Source organism: Candidatus Pelagibacter sp. HIMB1493 (assembly GCF_052047995.1).
Lineage (GTDB): Bacteria > Pseudomonadota > Alphaproteobacteria > Pelagibacterales > Pelagibacteraceae > Pelagibacter.
This window is the reverse complement of the sequence record NZ_JBNAIP010000001.1, coordinates 1,287,513-1,302,202: the sequence shown is the minus strand read 5'-3', so window position 1 is coordinate 1,302,202 and position 14,690 is coordinate 1,287,513. Positions and strand designations below refer to the sequence as shown.

Here is a 14,690-nt window from a genome sequence, read left to right as displayed (position 1 = left end):
TTACCAAAAAATTATAATAGATGTATAGGCTGATTTTAAAGATTTTCTGACCATTTTTTTAAATTATCAACACCTTCTACAACCTTTGGTGCCAACTTTTCGATTATATTAAAGTCAATAGATTGGTCTTCCTTAATACTATTCATGAATTTTTCTCCATCAAAATCAGTAAAGCTTAATCTTGCAAGCATTTTACTTTCATTAAATCCAAAATCTGATCCAGGTAATAATGCAACACCTGTTTCTTTTAAAATATTTTCACACATTTCTGATGAAGTTTTAAATTTAGAATTTAAAAATTCAGGCATTAAATAGAAACCTCCTTGAGGTTCATTAATTAAAATTTTGTTTGATTTTAAATTTTGATAAACATAATTGCCGACAGCCTTTAAAATATTTCTAGATTTGTTAATATATTTACTATGATTGTTTTCATATGCTTTTATTGCAGCATATTGGATAGGCGCACTTACTGCTGAAAAGGTTTCACTGGCTAAAACATTAATCATGTTTTTTATGTCATTTAAGCTCTCTGGAACAATAAAATATCCCAATCTCCAACCACCAGCTCCACACCATTTACTTAGGCCGGTACTGATAATTGTTTTTTCAGGACAAAAATTTGAAATAGACTTATAATTTTTTGTAAAAGTCAGTTCTGAATATATCTCATCAGATAAAATTATAAGATTATGTTTATTTGCAACATTAGAAATCTCTTCCAAATTTTCACAAACTTGTCCTGAAGGATTATTGGGGGAATTTAAAAATAATAAATAATTTTTATTTTTATCTTTTAATATTACCTCCTCTATTTCTTGAGCTGTAGGGAACCAATTATTTTCTCTTTTTGTTTGTAAAATTTGAATTTTGTTTCTTCCTAATATTGCTTGTGGCGCGTAAGAAACCCAACTAGGTGCAGGCAATATAATTTCACCATCGAATATTACATGAAGTAAAAACATCAACTCTTTAGAGCCTGGTCCTATGATGACATTCTCAGAATTATATTCATAATTTTTTTTCTTTGATGAGTATTTTGCAACAGACTGTCTTAGTTCTGAAAGACCTTGCATGGGCAAATATTTGTTTTGATACGCATTATTTTTAAGCTCCTCTACTACGTCTTGTGGAACTTTAAAGGGTGATTGTCCAAAACCAAATTTAAATATTTTTTTTCCTTCATCTTCAAGTTTTTTTGAAGCTTCATTGATTGCTAGCGTAGAAGATGGTTTTAAATCTTTAACTATATTTTTTAACATTTAATAACTTAACTGTTTCAAATTTTTGTATTGTTTTAAAACTTCTGGGTTTGCTAAAGCTTCTTTATTTTTAACAACACTTCCTTCTATAGTACTTTTAACAGCAAGCTCAACGATTTTACCACTTTTGGTTCTTGGAATATCTTTTACAACAATTACTTTACTAGGGACATGTCTTGGTGATGCATTTATTCTTATTTGAGTTTTTATTCTATTAAGCAAAGAATCATTAAGTATGTATTCATTACTCATTACAACGAAAAGAATTATTCTTATATCATTATCCCAAGATTGACCAACTACTAGTGCTTCTTTAATTTCATTAAACTTTTCAACCTCAGAATATATTTCAGCAGTACCAAGTCTTACACCTCCTGGATTAAGGGTAGTGTCAGATCTTCCATGTATAATAAAACCATCGGTATTTCTTCTTTCAGCATAATCACCATGATGCCAAGTATTTTTATATCTATTGAAGTAAGCTTTTTTAAATTTTACGTCATTTTTATCTTTCCAAAATTTAAGAGGCATTGATGGAAATGGATTTTTACAAACTAGTTCACCTTTAGAATTTTTTAAAGATTTACCGCTATCATTAAAGACATCAACATCTAAACCTAAGCCAGAATTTTGTATTTCACCAATATTTACTGGCTGATATATATTTCCTAAAACAAAACATGATACAATATCTGTACCACCCGAAATAGATGAGAGATGAACATTCTTTTTAATATTTTTGTAAACATATTTAAAACCTTCGCTTGATAAAGGAGAACCTGTTGAACATATTGTTTTTAGTTTTAGAAGTTTATATTTAAATTTAAGATTAGGTTCTAATTTTCTTAGAGCATCAATATATTTAGCACTAATTCCAAACAGAGTAATTTTTTCTCTTTGTGCTATTTTTAAAAGTAAATCACTTGATTTATACATTGGAGAACCATCAAAAAGTACTATTGATGCCTTTGAAGCTAACGAGCTTACTAACCAATTCCACATCATCCAACCACAAGTAGTAAAATAAAACACGTTATCATTTTCTTTTATATCGCAATGTAATTGGTGTTCTTTCTTATGTTGAAGAAGAACTCCACCAGTTCTGTGGCAAATACATTTTGGTTTTCCAGTTGTTCCACTTGAATATAAAATAGTCAACTCACTTTCGAAATCATACTTTTTAAAATTTATTTTTTCAGATTGATTATGAATAATCTCACGCCATTTAATTAAATTTATTTTCTTATATTTACTTTTATTAGTGACATATTTTTTTCCAGGATAATTAACAATCACAACATTTTTAATTGACGGAATAGATTTTAAAATTTCAGATAATCTCTCTAATACATTAATTTTTTTCCCATTGTAAAAATACTGGTCTGTAATGAACAAAACTTTTGGATTAATTTGAGAAAATCTCTCAACAACACCTTTAATACCAAAATCAGGACTGCATGATGACCAAATGCTTCCTATAGTGCTCGCTGCTATAAACGCCTCAACTGTCTCGATAGTATTAGGCATATAAGCTGCAACTCTATCTCCTTTTTTAATTTTAATTTCCTTTAAAAACTTTACAATTTTTCCTGTACTTAAATTTAATTCTCTCCAAGATTTTTCTTCTCTAAAGCCATTTTCGCTTATAAAAGTAATCGCCTTATCATCATTATTTTTTGACAATAAATTCTCACCAAAATTTAACTTACTACCTGGTAAGAATAAATTTTTATAAAATATTTTAGATTTTTTAATTTTTTTTTTACTTTTCAATCCTTTAATTTCTGAAAATTCCCAAAAATAATTCCAAAACTCAGGAGAATTTTTAATAGTCCAATTTAAAAAAGTTTTGTAATTTAAATTAAATTTTTTTTTGATTTTTTTTGAAATAAATTTCTCAAAAGCATAAAGATTTGAATTTTTTTTCTCTTTAAAAGATGCTTCCCAAAGTTTATTGGTCATTTTTATTTTTTTAAATTACTATTATAGAATTAATCTCAATTATGATATTCTCATTAATATTAATATAAAAATGAGAACTTTTTACCCTCCGATTCGGTCATGTTTTAGTCTATTTTTGTTCTTTAGCACTAACAATATCTGGTAGGTAAAAAAAATTATACACCAAAGATAGAAATGCCTAAAAATAAAATTACAGCTGTTCTTGGTCCAACAAACACAGGTAAAACTCATCTTGCAATTGACACAATGCTATCTTTTGACAGCGGAATGATTGGGTTCCCATTAAGATTATTAGCAAGAGAGGTTTACGATAAAGTAATAAAAAAAATTAGTATAGACAAAGTTGCTTTAATTACTGGTGAAGAAAAAATAATTCCTACAAACGCAAAATATTATTTATGCACAGTAGAATCAATGCCTATTGAAAAACATTTAGAATTTGTGGGCATAGATGAAATTCAAATGTGTGCAGATCATGAAAGAGGTCACATATTCACAGATAGATTATTAAATTTAAGAGGTGAAAAACTTACAATGCTAATGGGTTCTAGTACTATTAAAAACATCATATCTAAATTAAATGAGGATTTAGAATTTATTAATAGAGATAGATTATCAAAACTCACTTATGCCGGACATAAAAAGATATCAAGAATAAATAGAAAAACTGCAATCATAGCTTTTTCAGCGGAAGAAGTTTATGCAATAGCAGAATTAATAAGAAGACAAAAGGGTGGGGCAGCTATAGTTATGGGTTCATTAAGTCCTAAAACGAGAAATGCTCAAGTAGAACTTTACCAATCTGGAGATGTCGATTTTTTAGTAGCCACTGACGCTATTGGAATGGGAATAAATATGGATCTAGATTATGTATATTTCTCAAATCTTAAAAAATTTGATGGAAAAAAATTAAGAAAATTAAATTTATCTGAAATAGGTCAAATAGCAGGAAGAGCTGGAAGATATTTGAATGATGGTGGTTTTGGAATAACTGGTGATTGTAAAGAAATTTCACCTGAAGAAGTGGAATTAATTGAAGGACATAAATTTGAAGAAATAAGAACTTTATTCTGGAGAAATTCTGATCTTAATTTCAATAACCCAAATTCACTGATTAAAAGTCTTGAAGAAAGACCCCAGATGGAATGGTTAAGAAAAGTTCACGAATGTGAGGATGAAAGAGCGCTAAAATATTTTATAAAAGATGAAAAAAATAATCTAGAATTTAACGAAAGAACTCTCAAATTATTATGGGAATGTTGTCAGATACCTGATTTTGTTAAAAAAACCTACGGCAATCATTATGAAGTGATCAGAAATGTTTTTAAATTTTTAAACAGTGAAAAAGGTCTAATTTCAGAAGATTACATGAGATTACAGCTCATGAAACTTGATAAATTAGAGGGAAATGTAGATTCTTTATCAAATAGAATTGCAAATGTAAGAACTTGGTCTTATGTTTCAAATAAAAATAATTGGGTAGAAAATCAAAATTATTGGATAGAAAAAACAAAACATTTAGAAGATAGACTTTCTGACAGACTTCATGAAGAACTTACCAAGACTTTTATCGACAAAAGAGCAAGTATACTTGCAAGAGGTTTAAAACAAGACATGGAATTCAAAACTGAAATATTACAGAACAATGACGTTAAAATAGATGATCAGTTTATTGGTAAAATCAAAGGTTTGAAATTAGAATTAGATTTAAAAAAAGGCTCTCTTGAAACTGATATCAAGTCATTAAAAAAAGCTGCTAGACAATCAATTGGACCTGAGTTTGATAAAAGAATTCAGTCAATTGTAGATACAGGATTAATAGATTTAAAAGAGGATTTTAAAATATATTGGAATGAATTTCCAATTGCTAGACTGTTACCAGGAAATGATTATTTAAGTCCTAATTTTACTTTAGTTGTTGATGACATTATTGAACAAAATCCAAAACAAAAACTAAATGATTTTATTCAAAAATGGCTAAACTCTAAGATAAGCGATGTCTTGAAAAGTTTAATAGATTTAAAAAACATTAAAGAAGATAAGTCTTCGATTAAAGCTTTAGCTTATCAGCTTTATGAAAATAATGGTGTTTTAAAAAGAGAACAAGTTTCTGATTATTTAAAAAATCTTGAACAAATAGATAGAAAAGTACTTAGAGAATTGGGTGTAAAATTTGGAAGATACCATGTATTCCTTTATCAGCTTATAAAACCAGATGCTGTATCTTTAAGAACCTTATTGTGGAAAAATTTTCATCAAAAATTCTATAATTTAAAACCACCAACTTTCGGATTAAATTTTTTAGAAGATAAAGTTTCTCAAAATAAAAACTTTATGCTTCTCTGTGGATTTGAAAAATTTGATAATCTTTTTGTAAGAATAGATATTCTTGAAAGACTCTTTGTACAAATTATTAATGCTACTTCAAAAGAAAATAATGAAATAAAAATGATACCTGAAATGTTAAATCTTTTAGGGTGCAGCAAAGAGAACTTTAGAAAATTATTACAAAAAATGGGTTATAAAACTTATGAGAAAGAACAAGACATGTTTTTTAAATATAATCCTGTTAAAAAATTTAAAAAAATACAGAACAAAAAAGTTTCAAATGAAAATCCATTTAAAGTTCTTAAAAATCTCAAGCTAGGTTAATTTTATGTTTTTTAAAAAGACAGATAAAAAAGAAGAGAATAATTTTATAGTAAAAGTTTGTGCTTTATTAATCCATGCTGCAAAAATAGATGAAAATTATACTGACAAAGAGGAGGAAATAATTAAAAAAACACTTCTAGAGTTGGGCCTTGAAAGTGAAAAAATCACAAAAACTATACAAGATGCAAAAATTATTGAGGAAAATTCAAACCAAATTTTAGACTTCACAAGAGAAATTAAAAATTTACCTGAAAAAGAGAAAATTAAAATAGTGGAAGCTCTTTGGTCAATTATTTATTCTAATGAAGATGCGGATATGTATGAAACAAATCTTATGAGAAGATTAGCGGGACTTTTATACATTGACAGTAAAACTATGGGGGATATTAAGCATAAATTAAAAGAGGAAAGTAAAGAGTGACTTATATTGTAAACGACAATTGTATTAAGTGTAAGCTTACTGATTGTGTAGACGTTTGTCCGGTTGATTGTTTTTATGAAGGTAAAAATATGCTTGTAATTAAACCGGATGAGTGTATAGATTGTGGCGTTTGTGAGCCAGAGTGCCCCGTTGATGCTATAAAAGCAGATACAGAACCTGGAAGCGAAAAATGGTTAGAGATCAATAAAAAATATTCAGAAATCTGGCCAAACATAAGTGAGAAAAAAGATCCCCCAGCGGATCACGAAAAATTTAAAAATGAGCAAAATAAGTACGAAAAGTATTTTAAAGAAAATCTTTAAAGGTAAATCAGATAAAGAAATGACAAAAAAAGTTAAAAAGAAAAAAGTAACTAAAGTTAAAAAAGCTGTAAAAACTAAAACTAAAAAAGTCAAAAAAGTAGTAGTAAAAAAAGCTAAAAAAGTATTAAAAAAAATTCCAAATAAATCTCCTAAAATAAAAAAAGTTTCAAAAACTACTGAAACGCCAGATGAACCGAAAGTTGATAATTTAAGAATATCAAAAACTAATGAGGTTAAACCTGAGATAAAAAAAGTTAAAAAACAAGAAACTGAAAAAAGAGAATTTAAAATTAAAGATTATGTTGTTTATCCAAAACATGGCGTTGGTCAAATTACAGAATTTAAAAAAATAAATATCGGTGGTATTGATGTTGAAACATATGTTATCAAATTTGAAAAAGATAAAGCTAATGGTATGGTACCCGTTAACAAACAGTCTCACCTAAGGCCTTTAGCAACAATTAATCAAGTAAATAAATGTATTTCTATATTAAAAAGTAAGCCAAAAATCAAAAGATCAATGTGGAGTAGAAGAGCACAAGAATATGAGGCAAAAATTTCATCAGGTAAAATTTATGAATTAGCTGAAGTTGTAAGAGATCTAAACAAAGGTGATGATCTTATGGTTGATCAATCTTATAGTGAAAGACAACTTTTTGAAAAAGCTTATGAAAGAATGCAATCAGAATTTCAGATAATTTTAAATTTATCACCAGAAGATACTCAAAAAAAATTAGATAAAGCATTAAAGAGAAATGTTGGTGGACAAGCACAAGCTATTAGCGCTACTCCTAAAACTCCAAATGCTGATTTACCTGTCGAAGAGCCTATTTCTGAAACTGACGAACCTTTAGACGAATAAAAAAAAACGCCTCTCACACAAAAAGTTATGAGAAGCGTTTTTTGTAAAGAATACTAAGTTATTATTTTCTTCTTTTCTTAGCCTTTTTAGCTTTTTTCTTAGCTTTTTTCTTAGCTTTTTTCTTAGTTTTCTTTGCTGCTTTTTTTCTTTTCTTAGGCATCTTTAGCTCCCTTTTTAGTTTAACGAATCAAATTGATTCGCTGTTAACTTATTTTTATTTTTTTATACAACTTATGTCAAATCATTAATTAAAAGCGAATTTTAAAAAAAATATTTTTTATTTTTTATAAAAAATTTTTTTATTAATTTAGTTAATGTTTATGCGGTAAATAAACTCTTAATTTAAAGAAATTTAATAAAGTTTTTCTATTTCACTTTTATACTTTTCAATAATTTTATATCTTTTTAACTTTAAAGTTGGTGTCATTAATCCATTTTCAATTGTAAATTGATCTTTAATTACAAAAAACTTTTTAATTTTTTCTATCTTAGATAAGTTTTTATTTATTGCTTCTATTTCTTTTGAAATGTTTTCATCTGACACATTACTTTCATTATTATTTAAAACTAAAATAGCTATTAAATATGGTTTGTTATCTCCATAAACTAATGCTTGCTCTACATATTCAATCTTCAGTAAGTCATTTTCAATTTTTACAGGTGAAATATTGTCACCACCTGGTGTAATTAAAATATCTTTTTTTCTATCAGTAATTTTTAAGTATCCATTTTCAAAATGTCCTATATCTCCAGTATATAACCAGCCATCCTTTAAAACTTTTTCAGTCTCTTCCTTTTTATTCCAATAACCTAACATAACATTTTCACCTTTAACCAGAATTTCACCATCATCAGCAATTTTCACCTCATTACCACTAAAAGCAGGACCTACTGTATCTATCCTTATATCTTTTATTGGGTTACAACTTACAACTGGAGAAGTTTCAGTTAACCCATATCCTTGCAAAGTCGGTAAACCTATCGAATTTAAAAAAACACCCACTTCTTTATCTAGCGCACCTCCTCCAGAAATGAATGCTTTTAAAGAACCTCCAAACTGAGCTTTTATTTTTTTTCTAACTATTTTTTCACAAATTGTATTTTGCACTTTTTCAAAAAAAGTAAGTTTTTGATTTGTTAGTACTTTTTCTCCTAGATATAGCATTTTGTTTATTAGAGATTTTTTAAAACCAGTAGCTTTATTAAAAGTTGAATTAATTTTTTGATACAGATTCTGATAAAATCTTGGGACAGCTGTCATAATATCTGGACTACACTCCCCCATATTTTTAATTAACTTATCTATGCTTTCTGCGTAGTAAACTTCGGCACCTATTGCTATTTGGACAAACTGAACGGTGTGTTCATAGGAATGAGATAATGGTAACCAAGTTAGGAATTTAGGTTTGTAAGACATTATCTCTTTCAAAAGTGAAATAGAACCTTCACAATTATTTAAAATCCCCCCATGACTAAGCATTACTCCCTTGGGGTTACCTTGGGTTCCTGATGTATAAATAATACAAGCTACATCTTTTCTTGAAATTTCTAATTTTAAAAAATCGATCTCTTCACAGTCGTTCCTCAAAAAAATGTCTTTAACGCATATAGTATCAGATTGACTGTCAATTTGATCAAAGGTGATAACCTTTTTTATAAATGGCTTTATAGAAATTATATTTTTAATTTTATTATATTGAACTTGATCTGAGACAATTATTACTGATGGATTACAATCATCAATTAAATATTCATAATCTCTTTCGGTATAAGTGGTATAGGCTGGCACGGTAATTCCACCTGCTAACATTATAGCTAAATCAGATATCATCCATTCAGGTCTATTTTCTGAAATTAATAAACATCTATCTTTTTTTTGAATTAAAGATTTAAGCTCATTGCTTAATTTTATAATATTCAAATAAGTATCTCTCCAAGAAAATTTATCGTTTGGATTTTTTAAGGATTTTAGAAAAATTTGATCTGCTTTTTCTTTTGTATACTGATTATAAAATAATTCTAAAAGATTATTATAGTTTTTTATATTCATAAACTTTGGTGGGCGAAGAGAGAATCGAACTCTCACTTCTTGCGAAACACGATTTTGAGTTATACGCGTTCACTATTACTCCTTAATTTATTGAATGAATATTATGTTTTTTTTAGTGTACGACAAGTGTACGATCTAAAAAAGGAGATTTAGTTGACTTTTTAATTGAAAACCTAATCTTTATTGTATATTTTGATTTTATAATGAAAAATAAATATTTATCCAAAATTCAAGCTGCTACTAAAATTTTTAAAGAAAGAAAAATACCTTTAACTTCTAGAGAAATAGTAGAGATAGCAATGAGAAGAAATCTTATTAAAGTAAATGGTAAAACTCCACATGCTACTATGAACGCAGATTTCATCAACGAAGGAATTAGAAGATCGAAGAGAAGACTTAAACCTAGGTTTTCGAGAACTTCTGATGGTAAATGGAGATATGATGGAGACTAAAAAAGATTTAGGACAGTTTTTTACTCCCAAATTTATTGTGGAATTTATGATAGGTTTAATTAAAAAAAAAAACCTAAAATACTAGAGCCATCTTGTGGTGAGGGTATTTTTTGTGATGAATTATTAAAAAAAAAATTTAATCACATCACTGCTTTTGAAATAGACAAAAGATTTTGCCCATCTTACGCGGTCAATCAAAGTTTTATATCATCTGAATTTAAAGAGAAATTTGATGTTATCATTGGAAATCCACCATACATAAGATGGAAAAATCTAAATAAAAAACTTAAAAATGAACTAGATACGAACATACTATGGAAGAATAATTTTAATAGACTATGTGATTATTTATATATTTTTATATTAAAATCTATTCATTTACTTAAAGATGAAGGTGAATTAATTTTTATTACTCCAGAGTATTGGTTTAAAAACTTACATTCTCAGAACTTAAGAAACCTAATAATAAATGACTGCTACATAGATGAAATTTATTATTTAAATGAAGTAGATATTTTCAAAAGTGTTAAAAGTTCTTTTATTATTTTTAAGATAATAAAAAAAAAAATTAAGCCAAAAATTAAGTTATTTAAGATAAAAGAAAATTTTAATAAAATTGACAATATAGAAAATATTTTTTTAAATATTAATCAACACTTTGATTTTTTTGAAATTGATCAATTTAAATTAAACAAAAAATGGCTGCTATTCAAAAAAAACTTAATTGACGAATGTGATCAGTTAGAAGTTTCTTGTATTAAATTTGAAAGAGAAAAAGAATTATTCTCTAGTAATAATCCTAACACTCTTGAAAAAATATCTACTATAGCAAATGGGTTGGTTAGTGGTTTTGATAAAGCCTTTATTTGTAATGATATTTTATATTCTAAATTAAATAAAATAGAAAAGAAATATTTAGTTTCAATTGTTAAATCAAAACATCTTATAAAATATAAATTCATAAATTCTCAAAAATATATTTTATTAAATGATGCTAATATAAAAAATTTTAAAAAAGAATTCCCTAATTTTTATGATCATTTTGAACCTTTTAAAACAAAGTTATTGGAAAGGTATGATTATAAAAATGGAATAAATTATTGGGATTGGTCATTTTTAAGAAGTTATAAACTACAAAAAACAGATCAAAAAAAAATTTGTATCCCTTGTAAGCTAAGAATTAAAAGTTATGAGGATATAAATTTTTCATTGGTTGATGAAAAATATCTTTTAACACAAGATGTTACATCAATTTTTTTAAACAAAGAATTAAAAGAGGATATAAGATATATATTAGGTTTTTTAAATTCTTCAGTTGTAAAAAAATGGATTTTTATAAATAACAATAACAGAGGAAATGTATTAGAATTTTCAGAAGAGCCTTTAAAAAATATTCCAATAAAATTAATTGATTGGAAAAATAAATCTGAAACTAAAATTTATGATAAAATAGTTTATTATACAGATAAAAATCTAAGTGAATATAATACAAAAAATTCTAAGGCTATAGATCTCCTTGTTAATGATCTAATAAATATAAAAAAGGATTAATAAACTTTTTATCAAGTATTTTTTTTCTATTTTGAACACTTTTTATATAAGTTTTTAGATAATCTGATGCCCAATCTTTTTTACTTTTTGTATAATTTTGATCAATAGTACTAACATCAAATTGAATTTGTAAGGCGGCAGCCCAATTAATATAAATTTTTTCTGGTGTAATTTTGAATAGATCTCTTATGACAATTTCTTTTAAATCTAAGAAATTACCATTTAGCTCCCAATCAATTCCGATGTAATTAATATCTATTTTATTTCCATCATTATTATTAATAATAGACTCAGCAATATGAGCCATTTTATAGGCTGAAATTATATTGGGAGGTTGTCCTTTTTTTGAAATATTTTTGGTTTTAACATCAATTATAGTATTCACTTTATCGTCTATAAAAAGAATATCCGCAGTATCATTTTGTTTTTCCTCAAACATTGCTTCGGGCGTCCACTTATCAAGCGACGTTTTTCCACGATTTATTATAAAACCAAAAGTTCCTTTGAATAATTCAAGCCTCTCTTGTGCTGTTTTTTTTGAACTATTTTGTTTTAAAAGCTTATTTAAATACTCATATTGTTTAAAAATATTATTATTATTTTTTTTTTTTAAAAAATTATATATTTCATCACAAAAAGGTTCCCCAGAATTATGCCCTGAAAGCTGTCCTTGTGGCTTATTTATTTTTAAATTAGCCAACTCATCAAAATATTTCTTTTCAAATTTGATGCTCATTAATGATGATTATCATAAATAAAGTATGACAGGAATATAAATATATTTATGAAACAAAATATATACTATGAAATGAATACTTGGTTGAATGAACACAAATTTGATATTTTTGGTTCTTTATCATTTAAAAATCATTTTAAGGACAACATTAAACAAAAAAGTTTTCAACACTTTTGGAACAGAGTGGACAGTCACTATTTTGGTAGCAATAGAAGAAATAGAATTGAAAGAATTTGTTTTAATCATATAGGTTATTCAAACACAAACTTACATTTTCATTTTTTGGCAAAATGTCCAATAGTTGAAGATACACATAAATTTAATGCTGTTTTAAATTTAATTTGGTTTGAAATGAAAGAAAGTGGCAAGTATTCAAAAATAGAATTAATCAATGACAATGTAGCAGTTGCTAAATATGTTGGACACGAAACTTATAAATTAGGCACAGACACAATTAACACAGAAACCTCTCATCTTACTTAATAGGCAATATAAAAAATTCTAATCAGCGATGCTTTTTGGAGTTAGTCTTTGGAGATACAAATTGGTTATACATAATAACCTTTATCCACAACTATTGTCTAAAGTATTAAAACTATACCTCTCATCAATTGTATTAATTTAAAAAGAAAACAACTTCAAATACAGATTTCTACTGTTTTTGAGTCAAAATCAGTAGTTTAATGATTTAATAATATGATTGTTTTTAAAACGCTTTGCTCTTTCACGTTCACTTCTTAAACGCAGCTTTAACGCTTCAATACTGCGTCGTATAGCGTTGATAGTATGCTGATTGGATTGATTAAGCAGTAGAGTACTGCGTGGTTTAAACTCGCTAAATCTCATACAAATTTACTTATCTGTTTCAATTTCAGATTAAAACATAACAGAACATACATAATGTTATGTTTTGACGACTTCTCCATATGCTGTGGGAGTTTTAGCGAGTAGTTAAAAATCGATTGCTCTTAAAACATAATGAAACTACTTTTTTTGAAACAAAATCATATGTGAGGAACAAATGAAACAAGCAAAAATATTAACTCAAAAACAACTAAATTTATTTTTTAAACAACTCGAAATTTATCCTAACGCAAAACGCAATCGATTGATTATAGCATTCACTTTTTTTGGTGGATTAAGAATTGGTGAAGTGGCAAAACTACATTGGAAAGATGTCGTTGATATCAACTACTGTGTTAAAGATGAAATGATACTCTTGGCAGAAAATACTAAATCAAAAGAAAGTCAAAAGGTTTTTATCAATAAAAAACTTAGAAATGAAATTATTGAATACAAAAGATATTATAGCAACAAATACTCAAAAATTGACTTAGGAACTCCTCTATTAATAACTCAAAAAAGAACTCAATTTTCAGCAAACTCACTGTGTCAATTAATTAATTCAATCTATAAAAGATGTGGGCTTTCAAATGTAACTTCACACAGTGGCAGGCGCTCGTTTATCACAGCGTTAGCAAATAAAAGTATCAATGCCAAAGTGATAATGAATTTAGCAAGACATCGAAATTTGAGCACTACACAGCGTTATATCGAAGTGAATGATCAACAATTAAAAAATGCTGTAGAACTAATTTAAATTTGGTGGGCGAAGAGAGAATCGAACTCTCACTTCTTGCGAAACACGATTTTGAGTCGTGCGCGTCTACCAGTTCCGCCATTCGCCCTCTATTAAAGTTATATAATAAAAATATCTTAAATGAATAATGATTGAAAGTTATATTTTTTTATATTTAGCAAATTCTTGATTTAATGATTCATTTTTCTTTTTTTCTTTTTTCCAAAGATAAAAAAATATTAAAATTAATAAAGGTTGAATAAAAACAAATATTACTATGTTTGCCAATTCATATCCCATACCTGTGACATTCCCAATTACTTCAAGAACATAAACACACCAATCAAAGAAATCATTTATCATTGAAATATTATGAAAGATTAATTTGGTAAGAATATGTCTGGATTAGTTGAAATTAATTCCTATATAAAATGTATTGATAAATATTGATTATACAAAAGACCTCCACGATTTAAACACCGTTAAATCTGCCTTAAGAGAGTGTATCTATTTAAAGATACTCAGGCATCAAGAGGATTTCATAAATATGATTATTGAAACAGATGAGGCTTATTATTATGCCGAAAAAAATTATAGAAATAAAATTGTTGAATCAACATTGAATATAAAGGTTTTCAAACAACAGAGAGATCGGGTTGTTCACTTACATTACGTATACTATAAAGCTTTATATTTCTTAGTAGACAGAGTTTCAATTGATTACAAAAAATTTATGATATCTCTTAGAAAAGATAGGATAAGATTTCATAAATGGTTTGAAAAAAATGGAATTATCAATACGACAACATATTAAATTTTAAAAAAATTTCATTTATCTTA

The 14,690-nt window shown here is 26.8% G+C and carries 14 protein-coding genes, 1 tRNA gene and 1 pseudogene; 10 read left to right on the top strand and 6 right to left on the bottom strand.

Going from position 1 to position 14,690, the window contains the following annotated elements; all coding sequences use genetic code 11:
- Nucleotides 1-35 precede the first annotated feature (35 nt).
- Together ACTTBK_RS06935 and ACTTBK_RS06930 are read right to left on the bottom strand one after the other, a co-directional pair.
- Nucleotides 36-1,262 (bottom strand): pyridoxal phosphate-dependent aminotransferase, encoded by a 1,227-nt coding sequence (locus ACTTBK_RS06935; protein WP_440619305.1) that lies wholly within the window; start codon nucleotides 1,260-1,262, stop codon nucleotides 36-38.
- Complete coding sequence (locus tag ACTTBK_RS06930) at nucleotides 1,263-3,224, bottom strand: acetoacetate--CoA ligase (protein WP_440619303.1); 1,962 nt, start codon at nucleotides 3,222-3,224, stop codon at nucleotides 1,263-1,265. It lies immediately after the preceding gene.
- 174 nt (nucleotides 3,225-3,398) lie between these two features.
- Here ACTTBK_RS06930 and ACTTBK_RS06925 point away from each other — a divergent pair, with 174 nt between their 5' ends.
- Genes ACTTBK_RS06925 through ACTTBK_RS06910 form a run of 4 tightly spaced genes read left to right on the top strand, consistent with a single transcriptional unit; the run spans nucleotide 3,399 to nucleotide 7,482 of the window.
- Complete coding sequence (locus ACTTBK_RS06925; RefSeq protein ID WP_440619302.1) at nucleotides 3,399-5,876, top strand: helicase-related protein; 2,478 nt, start codon at nucleotides 3,399-3,401, stop codon at nucleotides 5,874-5,876.
- Nucleotides 5,877-5,880: 4 nt separating this feature from the next.
- The gene (locus ACTTBK_RS06920) at nucleotides 5,881-6,297 is read left to right on the top strand and encodes a TerB family tellurite resistance protein (protein ID WP_440619300.1); all 417 of its coding nucleotides are present in this window, start codon (nucleotides 5,881-5,883) and stop codon (nucleotides 6,295-6,297) included.
- The gene (gene fdxA / locus ACTTBK_RS06915) at nucleotides 6,294-6,620 is read left to right on the top strand and encodes a ferredoxin FdxA (protein ID WP_075484280.1); all 327 of its coding nucleotides are present in this window, start codon (nucleotides 6,294-6,296) and stop codon (nucleotides 6,618-6,620) included. Before ACTTBK_RS06920 ends, fdxA begins: the two co-directional genes overlap by 4 nt.
- A complete protein-coding gene (locus ACTTBK_RS06910) occupies nucleotides 6,577-7,482 on the top strand; it encodes a CarD family transcriptional regulator (protein WP_440619298.1) in 906 nt (301 codons plus the stop codon). Before fdxA ends, ACTTBK_RS06910 begins: the two co-directional genes overlap by 44 nt.
- A 352-nt stretch (nucleotides 7,483-7,834) precedes the next feature.
- Here ACTTBK_RS06910 and ACTTBK_RS06905 read toward each other — a convergent pair whose 3' ends face one another.
- Nucleotides 7,835-9,532, bottom strand: coding sequence for an AMP-dependent synthetase/ligase (locus tag ACTTBK_RS06905; protein WP_440619297.1), 1,698 nt, complete (start codon nucleotides 9,530-9,532; stop codon nucleotides 7,835-7,837).
- Nucleotides 9,533-9,735: 203 nt separating this feature from the next.
- On the opposite strand from ACTTBK_RS06905, the gene ACTTBK_RS06900 reads away from it, so the two are divergent.
- From ACTTBK_RS06900 to ACTTBK_RS06890, 3 genes and pseudogenes are all read left to right on the top strand, one after another.
- The gene (locus tag ACTTBK_RS06900) at nucleotides 9,736-9,984 is read left to right on the top strand and encodes a winged helix-turn-helix domain-containing protein (RefSeq protein ID WP_440619295.1); all 249 of its coding nucleotides are present in this window, start codon (nucleotides 9,736-9,738) and stop codon (nucleotides 9,982-9,984) included.
- A gap of 78 nt (nucleotides 9,985-10,062) precedes the next feature.
- A pseudogene (locus ACTTBK_RS06895) lies at nucleotides 10,063-10,491 on the top strand (Eco57I restriction-modification methylase domain-containing protein); the annotation flags it as partial.
- Nucleotides 10,492-10,821: 330 nt separating this feature from the next.
- Nucleotides 10,822-11,535 (top strand): hypothetical protein, encoded by a 714-nt coding sequence (locus tag ACTTBK_RS06890; protein WP_440619293.1) that lies wholly within the window; start codon nucleotides 10,822-10,824, stop codon nucleotides 11,533-11,535.
- On the opposite strand, the gene ACTTBK_RS06885 is transcribed toward ACTTBK_RS06890, so the two are convergent.
- Nucleotides 11,504-12,271 (bottom strand): HincII family type II restriction endonuclease, encoded by a 768-nt coding sequence (locus ACTTBK_RS06885; protein ID WP_440619292.1) that lies wholly within the window; start codon nucleotides 12,269-12,271, stop codon nucleotides 11,504-11,506. The two genes, ACTTBK_RS06890 and ACTTBK_RS06885, sit on opposite strands and share 32 nt — an antisense overlap.
- 48 nt (nucleotides 12,272-12,319) lie before the next feature.
- On the opposite strand from ACTTBK_RS06885, the gene ACTTBK_RS06880 reads away from it, so the two are divergent.
- Nucleotides 12,320-12,754 carry a hypothetical protein gene (locus ACTTBK_RS06880; RefSeq protein ID WP_440619290.1) on the top strand — a complete coding sequence of 145 codons (435 nt, stop codon included), beginning with the start codon at nucleotides 12,320-12,322 and terminating at the stop codon, nucleotides 12,752-12,754.
- 538 nt (nucleotides 12,755-13,292) lie between these two features.
- On the top strand, nucleotides 13,293-13,871 hold the full coding sequence (locus tag ACTTBK_RS06875) for a tyrosine-type recombinase/integrase (RefSeq protein WP_440619289.1): 579 nt from the start codon (nucleotides 13,293-13,295) through the stop codon (nucleotides 13,869-13,871).
- Between the two features lie 3 nt (nucleotides 13,872-13,874).
- Here ACTTBK_RS06875 and ACTTBK_RS06870 read toward each other — a convergent pair.
- A tRNA-Leu gene (locus ACTTBK_RS06870) sits at nucleotides 13,875-13,959 on the bottom strand.
- 50 nt (nucleotides 13,960-14,009) lie between these two features.
- On the bottom strand, nucleotides 14,010-14,213 hold the full coding sequence (locus tag ACTTBK_RS06865; RefSeq protein ID WP_440619288.1) for a hypothetical protein: 204 nt from the start codon (nucleotides 14,211-14,213) through the stop codon (nucleotides 14,010-14,012).
- Between the two features lie 184 nt (nucleotides 14,214-14,397).
- On the opposite strand from ACTTBK_RS06865, the gene ACTTBK_RS06860 reads away from it, so the two are divergent.
- Nucleotides 14,398-14,664 carry a hypothetical protein gene (locus tag ACTTBK_RS06860; RefSeq protein WP_440619287.1) on the top strand — a complete coding sequence of 89 codons (267 nt, stop codon included), beginning with the start codon at nucleotides 14,398-14,400 and terminating at the stop codon, nucleotides 14,662-14,664.
- The last annotated feature ends 26 nt before the right edge of the window (nucleotides 14,665-14,690 follow it).

Coding starts and splice junctions, on each gene's coding strand:
- ACTTBK_RS06935 (WP_440619305.1), bottom strand. CDS start 1,262: ATGTTAAAAAATATAGTTAAAGATTTAAAACCATCTTCTACGCTAGCA.
- ACTTBK_RS06930 (WP_440619303.1), bottom strand. CDS start 3,224: ATGACCAATAAACTTTGGGAAGCATCTTTTAAAGAGAAAAAAAATTCA.
- ACTTBK_RS06925 (WP_440619302.1), top strand. CDS start 3,399: ATGCCTAAAAATAAAATTACAGCTGTTCTTGGTCCAACAAACACAGGT.
- ACTTBK_RS06920 (WP_440619300.1), top strand. CDS start 5,881: ATGTTTTTTAAAAAGACAGATAAAAAAGAAGAGAATAATTTTATAGTA.
- ACTTBK_RS06910 (WP_440619298.1), top strand. CDS start 6,577: ATGAGCAAAATAAGTACGAAAAGTATTTTAAAGAAAATCTTTAAAGGT.
- ACTTBK_RS06905 (WP_440619297.1), bottom strand. CDS start 9,532: ATGAATATAAAAAACTATAATAATCTTTTAGAATTATTTTATAATCAG.
- ACTTBK_RS06900 (WP_440619295.1), top strand. CDS start 9,736: ATGAAAAATAAATATTTATCCAAAATTCAAGCTGCTACTAAAATTTTT.
- ACTTBK_RS06885 (WP_440619292.1), bottom strand. CDS start 12,271: ATGAGCATCAAATTTGAAAAGAAATATTTTGATGAGTTGGCTAATTTA.
- ACTTBK_RS06880 (WP_440619290.1), top strand. CDS start 12,320: ATGAAACAAAATATATACTATGAAATGAATACTTGGTTGAATGAACAC.
- ACTTBK_RS06875 (WP_440619289.1), top strand. CDS start 13,293: ATGAAACAAGCAAAAATATTAACTCAAAAACAACTAAATTTATTTTTT.
- ACTTBK_RS06865 (WP_440619288.1), bottom strand. CDS start 14,213: ATGATAAATGATTTCTTTGATTGGTGTGTTTATGTTCTTGAAGTAATT.
- ACTTBK_RS06860 (WP_440619287.1), top strand. CDS start 14,398: ATGATTATTGAAACAGATGAGGCTTATTATTATGCCGAAAAAAATTAT.